The following is a 12,129-nucleotide window of genomic DNA, read 5'->3' as shown; positions in this document are numbered from 1 at the left end:
GGTTTCTCCTTTTCAGTCTTAGCCCGCCTTGGCCTCATCGTCCCGGCGGGGACGGCGGCCGCTGCGGCCATGACGGCGGGGGCTGCTGCCGCTGTGGGGGCGTCGTCCCGCCGGGCGGGGGCCGGGACGACGGTGCTCTCCCTCGTTCCGCGGCTCATGGCGGTGCTCATGCTGGGGGGCATTGAGCTGATACAGGAGGGCCAGCCCCTTCAGCAGCAGCTCAGGGTCGTAGGTGAGCGGGTGGCGGCAGAGGGGGATGACGTACTTTGCCAGACCGCCTGTGACCACCAGCGTGACCGGACGGCCCAGCTCCTCCTCGATGCGCTGGGTGATGCCGTCCAGCAGGACAGCCGCACCCAGCACCGAGCCGGAAAGCATACACTTCTCGGTATCGACGCCGATGGCGCTTTTGGGGGACGAAAGATGCACCTGTGGCAGCTGGGCGCACCTCTCCCCCAGCGCCCGCAGACCGGTGGAAAGGCCGGGGCAGATGACGCCGCCCCGGAAGACCTTATCCTCATCCACCACGTTGAAGGTAGTGGCGGTGCCGAGGTCTACCGTGACCACCGGCAGCGGGAAGTTCGCCGCCGCATAGGCCGCATCCACGAGGCGGTCCTTGCCGACGGCGTGGGGGTCGGGCACCCCCATCGTCAGGCCGGTGCGGATGTCGGGCGAAACGATGACCGGTTTTTTGCCGGTGTAGTAGCGGGCGCACTCGGCCAGCGCCCCCGTGATCTGGGGGACGACGCTGGTGAGGACAGCGCCCTCGAAGCGGATGGGCTTTTCCGGATGCCTCCGGTGGGCGAACACCTTTTCCATCTCGGCGCGGTACTCCGCCGCCGTGCGGGTGCGCACCGTGTCCATGTGGGCCACAAAGCATACACGTCCGTCCCGGATGCCCCCAAGGGCGACGGTGGTGTTGCCTATATCAATGGCTAAAATCATAATTCAGTTCCTCGTAGGGCCGAACCTCTCCGTGAAAGGCTCCCCCTTTGGGAGAGGCCTGCATACGTCTGCGCCGACGGAGAGATTTTCTATTGATAAGTCAAGCTGTATTTTACCGCATTTTGGGCCAAGATACAACCCCAACCAAAGATTTTGTTGTGCTCTGAGCGTTTTTGCATTATACTGTAGCTATATCATCCCTGTTTATAGGAGGCATCTGGATGGATCTGAAGGGAAAATGCGTCCTTTTGGGCGTCAGCGGCGGCATCGCCGCCTATAAAATGGCCAACGTGGCCAGCGCACTGCGCAAGCTGGGGGCCGACGTGGAGGTCATCATGACCAAAAACGCCACCCAGTTCATCACCCCCATCACGTTCGAGACCCTGACGGGCCACAAGTGCATGGTGGACACTTTTGACCGTGATTTCAAGTTCGAAGTCACCCACATCTCGCTGGCAAAGAAGGCCGACGTCATCCTCGTGGCCCCGGCCACGGCCAACGTCATCGCCAAGATGGCCCACGGCATCGCCGACGATATGCTCACCACGGTGGTGCTGGCTGCGAAGTGCCCAAAGCTGGTCTCCCCCGCCATGAACACCGGGATGCTGGAGAATCCCATCACGCAGGACAACATCTCCACGCTGGAGCGCTACGGTTTCACGGTCATCCCCTCCGAGAGCGGCGTGCTGGCCTGCAAGGATGTGGGCAGCGGCCGCCTGCCGAAGGAGGACGTCCTGCTGGACTATATCTTCCGGGCCATTGCAAAGCCGAAAGATCTGGCCGGTCTGCGCATCGCTGTCACCGCCGGACCCACGCAGGAGCCGCTGGACCCTGTGCGCTACCTGACCAACCACTCCACCGGCAAGATGGGCTACGCCGTGGCCCGCGCCGCCGCGATGCGGGGCGCAGCCGTCACCCTCATCCACGGCCCCACGGCCCTGCAGCCGGTGCGGTTCACGGAGGATGTGCCCATCACGACGGCCCAGCAGATGTACGAGGCCGTGACGAGCCGCTTTGACGAGATGGACGTGCTGGTCATGGCCGCTGCCGTGGCCGACTACCGTCCCGCCGCCGTGGCCGACGACAAGATCAAGAAGAAGGACGGCGACCTCTCCATCGCCGTGGAGCGGACGCCCGACATCCTCGGCACCATCGGCCCCAAAAAGAAGGGACAGTTCCTCTGCGGCTTCTCGATGGAGACGCGGGATATGCTGGCCAACTCCTCGGCCAAGCTCGAGAAGAAGAACCTCGACATGGTGGTGGCCAACAACCTGAAGGTGGCCGGTGCCGGCTTCGGCGTGGACACCAACGTCGTCACCTTCATCACCCCGGACGGCGCACGGGAGCTGCCCCTGATGAGCAAGGACGATGTGGCGGACGCCATTCTGGACGAGATCTTAAAGCGCCGCCGATAAGCGGCTCTTTATCTGCCCAGCTGGAACTCGAAGGTGTAGGCCTCCTCGCCGTAATGCTCGTTGCCCACCCAGAGGACGGACTTGTCGGTAAGGTCATAGACCACGCTGTGGACGGTGTTGCTGTTGGAGTCGTCGTTGTCCCAGGTGCGGCGTCCCACCGAGGCCAGCAGGTCCATCGCGGCGTCCTTGTCCGCTACGATGCCGTCCGTCTCCCGCAGGGCTGCGGCGAGGTGCTCGTAGCGGTCGAGGCCCTTCCTCTCTGCGGTCGTGCCGTCGTAGTAGCCGGGGGTCTTGATGAAGTTGGTCACGACCTGCCAGTCGGCGGAATCCGAGAGGGCGTCGGTGTCGTTCCAGAGGACGTTCAGCTGGCGCTGTGCGCCGTCGGCGTCGTGGTCTGCGTCGGTGCCAACCCACTCGAGGATGGCGCTGCGGCCGGTGGAGTCGGCGACCATATAATGGAAGCAGCTGCTGGCCGAGTCATGAAGGTCGTACTTCTGGGCCAGCGCCACGGCGTCCTCTACCGAGTCCGCATAGTCGAGGATGAGGCGGAGCAGGGTGGTGGAGGTGATGTCGGGCCTGTCGGTCTGGGTATCGGTGGGCGTGCCCTTGCCCTCGCCCTGATAGGACATGAAGATGCCGCAGGCCACACCTGCGTCGTTGATGCCGTCCAGCGGCACATAGGGCGCCGCGAGGGTCAGGAACTTCTGGCCGATGGTCTCCACGTCCTTGTCCGCGTCGAGGCCGAGGAAGCTCAGATCGATGGTGGAGTAGGAGGCATGGCGGCCCTCGCCGGGGTCCGTATAGACGATGGCCGTATTGGTGGCCGAGAAATCGTAGTTGCGGCCAAAGACCCGGTCGCCGCTCTGGGTGTCCGCCGTAAAGGCCGAGCAGGCGATGCTGCTGGTCTTGATGTGCATGGGAATGATGCCCTTGGTGATGCTCCGGGTGATGAAAGAGATCAGCTCCGCATCGTTGGATGCGCCGCCCTGCGACAGAAACTCGTCGAAGAAGTAATCGCCCGAGAAGCTGATCTGGTAGACCGCGCCGTCGCGGTGGGCTTCGTCCCGGTCGGAGAGCTTTTGGAACGAGGCGAGGGTCGTCAGCTCGTTGTGCCAGAGGGCAAACACGGCGACGGCCAGAGCGATGACCAGTGCCGCCAGCGCGCAGGCGATGCGGCGCAGCAGCTTAGAGAGAGAGTTACGCTTCATGGAAACCTCCTGAAAAAGTCAATAAATATAGATAAAATACCCGAACATTCTATCACGACTTTCGTCGTATTACAAGGCTTCTGGGGCGATAAGGGCGCGAAAAAGCAGGCACTGTGAACCAGCGCCTGCTTTTTTTGCGAGATGCGTTACCCAAACAGCTTTTTCGTGTTGTGCATATACACCGACAGCACCAGACCCACGCAGATATACAGCATGAGCACCGAGCTGCCGCCCGCCGAGTAGAAGGGCAGGGTGACACCGATGACGGGCAGGACCCGAAGGTTCATCCCCACATTGACGAAGATCTGGGCCATGAGCGCGCCGCCGATGCCCGCGCAGATGAAGGAACCCAGCATATCCTCGCTGCCTGCGCCGGTGGCGAAGGTCTTGATGATGATGGCCAGCAGGACGCCCAGCACCACGCAGCAGCCTACGAAGCCCGCCGCGTTGCCGATCCAGCAGAGGATGAAGTCGTTGTGGGCGTTGGGGACGCTGTAGTAGCGGCCCTCGAAAAAGCCGTTGCCGAAGATGCCGCCCGAGCCAATGGCGATCTCGCCCCGCTGCTGCTGATAGATGATGTTCTTCCAGACCGTCTCGCTGGGTGCCCAGCCTGTCTCATTGTTGGGGTCGATGACCGCGAGGATGCGGTACCACTGGTAGCCTTTGCCGATCTTATCGCTGAAAAAGGCGAAGGCCACGGCCATCGCCGCCGCGAGGGCGGACGCCGCCCCGACGATATACTTCCAGCTCAGACCGGCTGCAAACAGCATACAGCAGCCGATGATTCCGTAGATGATGGCCGTACCGTCATCGCCCTGGATGTGGATGATGGCGATGGGCACAAAGAGGTGGAGCAGCAGCTTGCCCAGCTCCTTCGGCTCATTGAGCCGACTGCGGACATTGTTCAGGTGCATGGCGAAGGTGAGGATGAAGCTGATCTTCGCCAGCTCAGTGGGCTGGAAGGTGAAGCCGCCCAGCTTATACCACGAGTAGTTGTCGGTGTCGCCTGCGTTGTAGCCGATGGTCAGCGGGCCGATGCTCACGTTGCGGATGACCAGCGTGGGCAGCACGAGGCCCCACGTAAGGGCCACATGAACAGGCCAGACGTTGACGAGGCTGCGGTAGTCGATGTTGGACAGGAGGATGGCCACCACGATGCCGATGGCGGCCGCGCCCGCCTGCACCATGGCCCGGCGGTAGTCGCCGACGCCGGTGATCTGGCCGGTCAGACCATCCACGGCGAAGCCGTTTCCCTGCTTTGCGGCCCACGATGCCAGTGCCAGCACGGCCATCCCGCTGCTGAACAGGCAGAGCAGGAGATAGATCTTGTCTGTCCGCTTCCAATATCGCTGAATGCTTTCCAAAAAAGCACCACCTTTCTGGTATCTCAAAAGCCCCGCCTCACAGCCGGGCGCAATATCCCTCTGCTTTATTATACAGCAGGCAGAGAGGGGGCGCAAGATGGCCGGTTGTGACAGCTTTGCAAAATCGGCGCAGAACGCTTGACAAAGGCAGACCGGGCCTCTACAATGAGACATACCGGGGCGGCAGATGGCCGCTGTCCGGCGTTCTTGGAGGAACAAATATTATATATGAAGGAACAACGCCATCGATTTTTGTGCGCGGTCTGCGCACTGGCACTGGTGCTGACGGCCGTTCTGGCCCCTGCTGCGTGGGCAGCCGAGGGGACGGACGAGGCACAGGCTGAGGCAAAGACCACCCTCACTGCCGCCGATGCCGCCCAGATGCAGCAGGCGGACGCCGCTGTCACAGCCCTGACCGGCAGCGAAGAATACGAGCAGATGTCCCGGGAGCAGCGGCGCGCTGCGGCTCTGGATGAGCTGGACGGGCTGGCCCGGAAAGGGCTGGTGCGGCGCAGCTCCATCCGCACCGATGAGGAGAACGGCATCGTCAGCTTCACCTACAGCTGCGGCGTGCTGGGCGGCATCCTGTTCACCCCCGCCGACGAGCTGGAGGAGATGACCCTTGATGCCGGGGAGAACGGCCTGCGCCCCCCGCGCGGCCTCGCCGAGGCCTCCCCCTGTGCGGAGATGCCCCTGACGGAGGACGTCCGGGAGGCTGCAGCGGCCCGGCAGAACGCCCGGCAGAGCGACGAAAACGCCCTGCCCGACACCATCGGCCGCGCTGCCATCTACTACGCCTTTGACAACACGGTGAACAGCTCCCGCTTCCCCTATTATTCCTATATGCAGGGCTTCTGGGAGGGCATGGGCATCCGCACGACCATGAACACCCGGGTGACGCTGGCCGACCTGCGCCGGATGGACCGGTACGACCTGTGCATCCTGAGCGCCCACGGTGCCTATTACACCTACAGCTACGGTGCCCTCTGGAAGCGCACCCGCACCGAGCCTATCATCCTGCTGACGGAGGAATCCACATTTTATAAGGACATCGTCTACAGCTTTGAGCTGCTGTCCCACCGGGTCATCAAGATGAACGGCCTTTACTGCGCCACGGCGGATTTCTTCCGCAATGCTTACCGCGCTGGCCAGCTCAGCAGCACCATCGTCTACTCTGAGACCTGCGAGTTTCTGGGCGTCACGGGCAGCGTGGACGAGTCGATGGCCGAGGCTCTGCTGGCCGGAGGCGCACGGGCTGTGCTGGGCTATGTGAACAACGTCTATACCGTCTACTCCCGCAGTATGCTCTGGGACACCGTCAACCATCTCGGCATGGGGATGACCATTGGCGGGGCCGTGACCCACGCCAAGGATACCTACGGCGAGAACGACATCATCTGGTACACCGAGCAGGGCGGCCGCCGCCCCCACGCCGCAGCGGCCTATCTGGTGCTCTACGGCGACCCGAACGCCCGCCTGAACGTGCCGGCCAACTACTCGTTGGCCCAGCGTGCGGACGAGATCACCGTGGACGACATCATCGGAGAAGTTCTGGATCGTGCCGCCTGAGCGTTGCACTTTTGATGAAAATCGTTTATACTAAGGGATGGCAGTGATATGCCATCCCTTTTTTATATCGGAACATATGAGGTAGGATACCCATGTCTGAATTTATTACCCACTCCCGCGAGGAGACGGTGGCGCTGGGCGAACGGCTGGCACAGCATCTTGCACCCGGCGCGCTCATCGCCTTCACCGGCGGGCTTGGCGCGGGCAAGACGGCCTTCTGTGAGGGTCTGGCCAAGGGCCTCGGCTGTACCGACCCGGTCAGCAGCCCCACCTTCGCCATCGTGAACTATTACCGCGGGCCGCGGCCCTTCGCGCACTTTGACCTGTACCGCATCTCTACGGAGAACGACCTGTGCGCGGCCGGTTTCTACGACTATCTGGATGAGGGCGCTGTGGTGGCGGCAGAGTGGAGCGAGAACTTCGCCGACCTGCTGGCACTGGAAGACCCCATCCGCATCAACATCGAGCGTGTGGACGACACCACCCGCCGCATCACCATCGAGGGGGCAGAAGTATGAACATCTTAGCCGTGGATACGGCGGGCAAGACGCTGGGCGTGGCCCTGCTGCAGGATGACCGCCTGCTCTACGAATGCTATCTCGACGCGGGCATGACCCACAGTGAGACCCTGATGCCCCTCGTCGATCATTGCCTCAGCCTCTGCGGCATGGGCTGCGGGGACATCGACCTCTACGGCGTCAATGCAGGCCCCGGCAGCTTCACCGGGCTGCGCATCGGGCTGGCGGCGGTCAAGGGGCTGGCCTTCCCCCGGGAGACCCTCTGTGCCCCGGTGTCCACGCTGGAAGCGCTGGCAGCGGCCCACACCGGCAGCGGCACCGTGCTCTGTGCACTGGACGCTCGCCGCGCGCAGGTGTACAGCGCCGCCTTTGACCTCGAGACCCATGAGCGCCTGCTGGACGACGACGCCCGGGCCGTGGCAGACCTTGCAGAGTTCGTAGAAAATTGCAAAAAGCCCCTGTTTTTTGTTGGTGATGGCGCGGCTCTGTGCTATAATAAATACAGCGGCGTCCCGGGCGTGCTCTGCGTGCCCCCGGCCCTCCGCAATGGCCGCGCCGCTGCGGTGGCCTATGTGGCAAAGCAGATGGCCCAGCGGGGCGAAGCCGTCCTGCCCGAGGCCCTGCTGCCGGACTACCACCGGCTGAGTCAGGCCGAGCGGGAGCGGGCCGAGCGTCTGGCCGCAGAGGCCGCCCGTACCGAAACACCCGAAGATACTGCAAAGGGAAAGGATTGACACCAATGGCAAAACCCATCGCACTTGCCGCCGACCACGGCGGATTTGAACTGAAAGAGGCCGTCAAGGCACATCTGGACGAGCTGGGGCTGGAATACATCGATTTCGGTACCCACAGCACTGTCAGCGTGGACTACCCCGACATGGCCCTGCCTGCCTGCGACGCTGTGGTGAGCGGCCAGTGCAGCAAGGCGCTGCTCTTCTGCGGCACCGGCGTGGGCATCAGCATGGCGGCCAACAAGGTCAAGGGCATCCGCGCCTGCTGCTGCTCTGACAGCTTCAGCTGTGAGTATACCCGCCGCCACAACGACGCCAACGCCCTGTGCATGGGCGGCCGCGTCGTCGGCCCCGGCCTCGCCTGCCAGCTGGTAGACCTCTTCCTCAACACCGAGTTCGAGGGCGGCCGCCACGAAAAGCGCATCGCCAAGCTGATGGCCATTGAAAACCGTTAACCTCTCCGTCCCGGCCTTGTCGAGCGCGAGCGAGACTGAGAGGTTATCCCTTCGTGTTCCATATTTTTATTCACAATATAAGGAGCGTGTATTATGACCCCTATGATCGTTGAGCATCCGCTGCTGCAGCACAAACTGAGCATTCTGCGCAACAAGCAGACCGGCACCAAGGAGTTCCGTGACCTCGTGGGCGAGATCGCAACCCTGCTGTGCTACGAGGCTACCCGTGACCTGCCTCTGGAAGAGGTGGAGATCGAGACGCCCATCACGATGGCAAAGACCAAGGTCCTCGCAGGCCGCAAGCTGGCTCTGGTGCCCATCCTCCGCGCCGGCATGGGTATGCTGGACGGTATGCTGACCCTGCTGCCCGCTGCAAAGGTGGGCTTCATCGGCCTCTACCGCGACGAGACCACCCTGCAGCCCGTGGAGTACTTCTGCAAGCTGCCGCAGGACATCGCCGAGCGCGACGTTCTGGTGCTTGACCCGATGCTGGCGACCGGCGGCAGCGCCATCGACGCCATCACTCAGATCAAGAAGCACGGCGCAAAGCGCATCAAGTTCATCGGCCTCATCGCTGCTCCCGAAGGCATCAAGGCCCTGCACGAGGCACACCCCGATGTGGACATCTACCTCGGCGCACAGGACGACCACCTGAACGAGAACGGCTACATCGTCCCCGGTCTGGGCGACGCAGGCGACCGTATCTACGGCACCAAGTAAGCTGAAATATCATAGCAGACCAAAGCGCCCTGCCGGGTCATCGGCAGGGCGCTTTTTCTGTAGCTGTTTGGTTCTACGGCGTGCTTACTTCAGCACTGCGCCGAGGTTTGCACTGGTGACCATGCGGGCGTAGCGGGACAGCCAGCCGGTCTTGATGTTGGGTTCGGGGGCGACGTACTTCGCCTTGCGCTCGGCCAGCACCTCATCCGAAACCTCCAGCGTGATGCTGGCGTTGGGGATGTCGATGTGGATGGTATCGCCCTCCTCGATGAGGCCGATGGGGCCGCCGGAAGCGGCCTCCGGGCTGACGTGGCCGATGGCCGCGCCGCGGGAAGCGCCAGAGAAGCGGCCGTCGGTGATGAGGGCCACGGTCTTGTCCAGCTTCATGCCGGCCAGCGCGGAGGTGGGGTTCAGCATCTCACGCATACCGGGGCCGCCCTTGGGGCCTTCGTAGCGGATGACCACCACGTCGCCCGGGACGATCTTGCCCGCATAGATGGCGGCGATGGCCGTCTCCTCGCTGTTGAAGACGCGGGCCGGGCCGGAGTGCTCCTGCATCTCGGGGGCGACGGCGCTGCGCTTGACGACGCAGCCGTCGGGGGCGATGTTGCCCCAGAGGATCTGCAGGCCGCCGGTCGGGGAATACGGATCCTCGATGGGACGGATGGCCTTGTCGTTCAGGATATGAGCACCCTTGATGTTCTCACCGAGGGTCTTACCGGTGACGGTGGGGACATCGAGGTCCAGCAGGCCCTTCTTGGCCAGCTCAGCCTGCACGGCGGGGATGCCGCCAGCGGCGTAGAGGTCGGGCATATGGGTGGGGCCTGCGGGAGCCAGATGGCAGAGGTTCGGGGTCTTAGCGCTGATCTCATTGAAGAGCTTCAGGTCGATGGGCACACCGGCCTCGTAGGCGATGGCCAGCAGATGGAGGACCGTGTTGGTGGAGCAGCCCAGCGCCATATCGCAGGTCAGCGCGTTGCGGATGGAGCGCTCGTTGATGATCTGGCGGGCGGTGATGCCCTTCTTCACCATCTCCATGATGGCCATACCGGCGTGCTTTGCCAGCTGGAGGCGCTTGGAGTAGACGGCGGGGATGGTGCCGTTGCCGGGCAGGGCGATGCCGATGGCCTCGCACAGGCAGTTCATGCTGTTGGCGGTGTACATACCGGAGCAGCTGCCGCAGCTGGGACAGCAGTTGCAGGTGCAGTCTTCCAGCTGCTCGTCGGAGATCATGCCGGCCTTATAGGCACCGACGGCCTCGAACATCTTGGAGAGGCTGACCTCCTCGCCGCCGTAGGTACCGGCCAGCATGGGGCCGCCGGAGCAGACCACGGCGGGCACATCCATCCGGACGGCGGCCATGACCATGCCGGGAACGATCTTATCGCAGTTGGGCACCAGCACCAGACCGTCCAGCTGATGGGCCATCAGCATGGTCTCCACGCTGTCGCAGATCAGCTCGCGGGAGGCGAGGCTGTACTTCATGCCCACATGGCCCATGGCGATGCCGTCGCAGACGCCGATGGCCGGGATGAGGATGGGGGTGCCGCCTGCCATCTGGACACCGGCCTTGACGGCCTCGGCGACCTTATCCAGATTCATGTGGCCGGGGACGATCTCGCTGTAGGCGCTCACCACGCCGATGAGGGGGCGGTCCAGCTCTTCCGGGGTGTAGCCCAAAGCGTAAAACAGGCTGCGGTTGGGCGCGCGCTCCGAGCCTTTGGTCACGTTGTCACTTCTCATTTTATACCCTCTCAGGCATCGCCTGCTGGCGCTGCCAGCTCCCCCAAAGGGGGAGCCATTGGCATGCCGGGCAGGCTTTTGCCTCTATCACAAAATGCCGGGCTCCGCTCTCACTCTTCAGCGACATCAAACTCAATTCGCTCCTGATAAAAGAGCAAGTATCCATGCAGCTGAGTGCGAGAACAGCGCCCGGCGCTTTACATCCAAATAAACTCAAATCGTCCGGCGTGGGCTTTACCGACACGCCAGCGGCTCTCCCTCTGGGAGAGCTGTCGCGTCAGCGACTGAGAGGGCTTACTTCTTCAGCCAGCTCATCATGCTGCGCAGCTCTGCGCCCACCTTCTCGATGGGATGCTCGGCCTCCATGCGGCGCTGAGCGAGGAAGTGGACCTTGCGGCCGCCGTTGGGGCTCATCTCGGTCAGGAACTCGGAAGCGAAGGTGCCGTCCTGGATCTCGGTCAGGACCTTCTTCATCTCCTTGCGGGTCTCGGCGGTGATGAGGCGCTTGCCGGTGCGGTAGTCGCCGTACTCTGCGGTGTTGGAGATGGAGTAGCGCATCTTGGAGAAGCCGCCCTCGTTGATGAGGTCAACGATCAGCTTCATCTCGTGGCAGGTCTCGAAGTAGGCCATCTCAGGCTCGTAGCCAGCCTCGACCAGCGTGTCGAAGCCTGCGTGGATCAGCTCGCAGACGCCGCCGCAGAGCACTGCCTGCTCGCCGAACAGATCGGTCTCGGTCTCCTCCTTGAAGGTGGTCTCGAGGATGCCTGCGCGGCCGGCGCCGATGCCGGAAGCGTATGCCAGAGCGATGTCCTTTGCCTTACCGGTGAAGTCCTGCTCGACGCAGATCAGAGAGGGGCAGCCCTCACCCTCGGTGTACAGGCGGCGGACGATGTGGCCGGGGCCTTTGGGAGCGATCATGATGACATCGACGTTCTTCGGAGCGGTGATGGTCTTGAAGTGGATGTTGAAGCCGTGTGCGAAGGCCAGAGCCTTGCCCTCGGTCATGTAAGGAGCGACCTGCTTGTTGTAGATGTCAGCGCACAGCTCATCGGGGACCAGCATCATGACGACGTCGCCTGCCTTGGCAGCCTCCTCGACCTCCATGACCTTGAAGTTCTCGTGCGTTGCTGCGAACTCCGAAGCCTTTTCCCAGTGAGCGGAACCCTTGCGCAGACCGACGACGACGTTGACGCCGCTCTCGGCGAGGTTCTCGGAATGAGCGTGGCCCTGACTGCCGAAGCCGATGACAGCAACGGTCTTGCCGTCCAGCACGCCGAGGTTGCAGTCGGAATCGTAGTATTTCTTGATCGCCATGATAGTGTTCTCCTTTTGATGTCGTTATTTCAGTGTAGGATAAATGTAAGCATCGTATATTTTTCGCTCACTGGGGAGCGGAAAAGCTGAGACAACCTCTCAGTCTCGCATTCGCTCGACAGCTCCCCTACCGAGGGGAGCCTCTGG

The 12,129-nt window shown here is 62.8% G+C and carries 11 protein-coding genes; 6 read left to right on the top strand and 5 right to left on the bottom strand.

Going from position 1 to position 12,129, the window contains the following annotated elements; genetic code table 11:
- Positions 1-18: 18 nt before the first annotated feature.
- Positions 19-945: a type III pantothenate kinase gene (locus ACT8X9_RS04235; protein ID WP_444268218.1), complete on the bottom strand. Its 927-nt coding sequence runs from the start codon at positions 943-945 to the stop codon at positions 19-21.
- Positions 946-1,166: 221 nt separating this feature from the next.
- Here ACT8X9_RS04235 and coaBC point away from each other — a divergent pair, with 221 nt between their 5' ends.
- The gene (gene coaBC / locus ACT8X9_RS04230; RefSeq protein ID WP_227621210.1) at positions 1,167-2,360 is read left to right on the top strand and encodes a bifunctional phosphopantothenoylcysteine decarboxylase/phosphopantothenate--cysteine ligase CoaBC; all 1,194 of its coding nucleotides are present in this window, start codon (positions 1,167-1,169) and stop codon (positions 2,358-2,360) included.
- Positions 2,361-2,368: 8 nt separating this feature from the next.
- Here coaBC and ACT8X9_RS04225 read toward each other — a convergent pair whose 3' ends face one another.
- The gene (locus ACT8X9_RS04225) at positions 2,369-3,568 is read right to left on the bottom strand and encodes a carcinine hydrolase/isopenicillin-N N-acyltransferase family protein (RefSeq protein WP_444268217.1); all 1,200 of its coding nucleotides are present in this window, start codon (positions 3,566-3,568) and stop codon (positions 2,369-2,371) included.
- A 146-nt stretch (positions 3,569-3,714) separates the two neighbouring features.
- Positions 3,715-4,932, bottom strand: a complete 1,218-nt coding sequence (locus ACT8X9_RS04220; protein ID WP_444268216.1) for an FtsW/RodA/SpoVE family cell cycle protein — start codon at positions 4,930-4,932, stop codon at positions 3,715-3,717.
- A gap of 228 nt (positions 4,933-5,160) precedes the next feature.
- Here ACT8X9_RS04220 and ACT8X9_RS04215 point away from each other — a divergent pair, with 228 nt between their 5' ends.
- From ACT8X9_RS04215 to upp, 5 genes are all read left to right on the top strand, one after another.
- A complete protein-coding gene (locus ACT8X9_RS04215; protein WP_444268215.1) occupies positions 5,161-6,501 on the top strand; it encodes a hypothetical protein in 1,341 nt (446 codons plus the stop codon).
- 92 nt (positions 6,502-6,593) lie between these two features.
- Positions 6,594-7,019, top strand: coding sequence for a tRNA (adenosine(37)-N6)-threonylcarbamoyltransferase complex ATPase subunit type 1 TsaE (gene tsaE / locus ACT8X9_RS04210; RefSeq protein WP_227621206.1), 426 nt, complete (start codon positions 6,594-6,596; stop codon positions 7,017-7,019).
- A complete protein-coding gene (tsaB, locus tag ACT8X9_RS04205; protein WP_227621205.1) occupies positions 7,016-7,753 on the top strand; it encodes a tRNA (adenosine(37)-N6)-threonylcarbamoyltransferase complex dimerization subunit type 1 TsaB in 738 nt (245 codons plus the stop codon). The genes tsaE and tsaB overlap by 4 nt, the downstream gene beginning before the upstream one ends.
- Positions 7,754-7,758: 5 nt before the next feature.
- Complete coding sequence (gene rpiB / locus ACT8X9_RS04200; RefSeq protein WP_444268214.1) at positions 7,759-8,205, top strand: ribose 5-phosphate isomerase B; 447 nt, start codon at positions 7,759-7,761, stop codon at positions 8,203-8,205.
- 93 nt (positions 8,206-8,298) lie between these two features.
- On the top strand, positions 8,299-8,925 hold the full coding sequence (gene upp, locus ACT8X9_RS04195) for a uracil phosphoribosyltransferase (RefSeq protein ID WP_015565513.1): 627 nt from the start codon (positions 8,299-8,301) through the stop codon (positions 8,923-8,925).
- Between the two features lie 84 nt (positions 8,926-9,009).
- Here upp and ilvD read toward each other — a convergent pair whose 3' ends face one another.
- Both ilvD and ilvC read right to left on the bottom strand, forming a co-directional pair.
- Positions 9,010-10,668, bottom strand: coding sequence for a dihydroxy-acid dehydratase (ilvD, locus tag ACT8X9_RS04190; RefSeq protein ID WP_227621203.1), 1,659 nt, complete (start codon positions 10,666-10,668; stop codon positions 9,010-9,012).
- A gap of 294 nt (positions 10,669-10,962) precedes the next feature.
- A complete protein-coding gene (gene ilvC, locus ACT8X9_RS04185; RefSeq protein ID WP_227621202.1) occupies positions 10,963-11,982 on the bottom strand; it encodes a ketol-acid reductoisomerase in 1,020 nt (339 codons plus the stop codon).
- Between the last annotated feature and the right edge of the window lie 147 nt (positions 11,983-12,129).

The sequence above is a fragment of the Faecalibacterium sp. genome (assembly GCF_052358865.1).
Taxonomy (GTDB): domain Bacteria; phylum Bacillota; class Clostridia; order Oscillospirales; family Ruminococcaceae; genus Faecalibacterium; species Faecalibacterium butyricigenerans.
The sequence above is the reverse complement of the archived record's forward strand: the minus strand, read 5'-3'. Positions and strand labels throughout refer to the sequence as shown.

What these genes read in the sequence shown, in the direction of transcription:
- ACT8X9_RS04235 (WP_444268218.1), bottom strand. Translation starts at nt 945, where the DNA reads ATGATTTTAGCCATTGATATAGGCAACACCACCGTCGCCCTTGGGGGC.
- coaBC (WP_227621210.1), top strand. Translation starts at nt 1,167, where the DNA reads ATGGATCTGAAGGGAAAATGCGTCCTTTTGGGCGTCAGCGGCGGCATC.
- ilvC (WP_227621202.1), bottom strand. Translation starts at nt 11,982, where the DNA reads ATGGCGATCAAGAAATACTACGATTCCGACTGCAACCTCGGCGTGCTG.
- ACT8X9_RS04215 (WP_444268215.1), top strand. Translation starts at nt 5,161, where the DNA reads ATGAAGGAACAACGCCATCGATTTTTGTGCGCGGTCTGCGCACTGGCA.
- tsaE (WP_227621206.1), top strand. Translation starts at nt 6,594, where the DNA reads ATGTCTGAATTTATTACCCACTCCCGCGAGGAGACGGTGGCGCTGGGC.
- rpiB (WP_444268214.1), top strand. Translation starts at nt 7,759, where the DNA reads ATGGCAAAACCCATCGCACTTGCCGCCGACCACGGCGGATTTGAACTG.
- ilvD (WP_227621203.1), bottom strand. Translation starts at nt 10,668, where the DNA reads ATGAGAAGTGACAACGTGACCAAAGGCTCGGAGCGCGCGCCCAACCGC.
- ACT8X9_RS04225 (WP_444268217.1), bottom strand. Translation starts at nt 3,568, where the DNA reads ATGAAGCGTAACTCTCTCTCTAAGCTGCTGCGCCGCATCGCCTGCGCG.
- upp (WP_015565513.1), top strand. Translation starts at nt 8,299, where the DNA reads ATGACCCCTATGATCGTTGAGCATCCGCTGCTGCAGCACAAACTGAGC.
- tsaB (WP_227621205.1), top strand. Translation starts at nt 7,016, where the DNA reads ATGAACATCTTAGCCGTGGATACGGCGGGCAAGACGCTGGGCGTGGCC.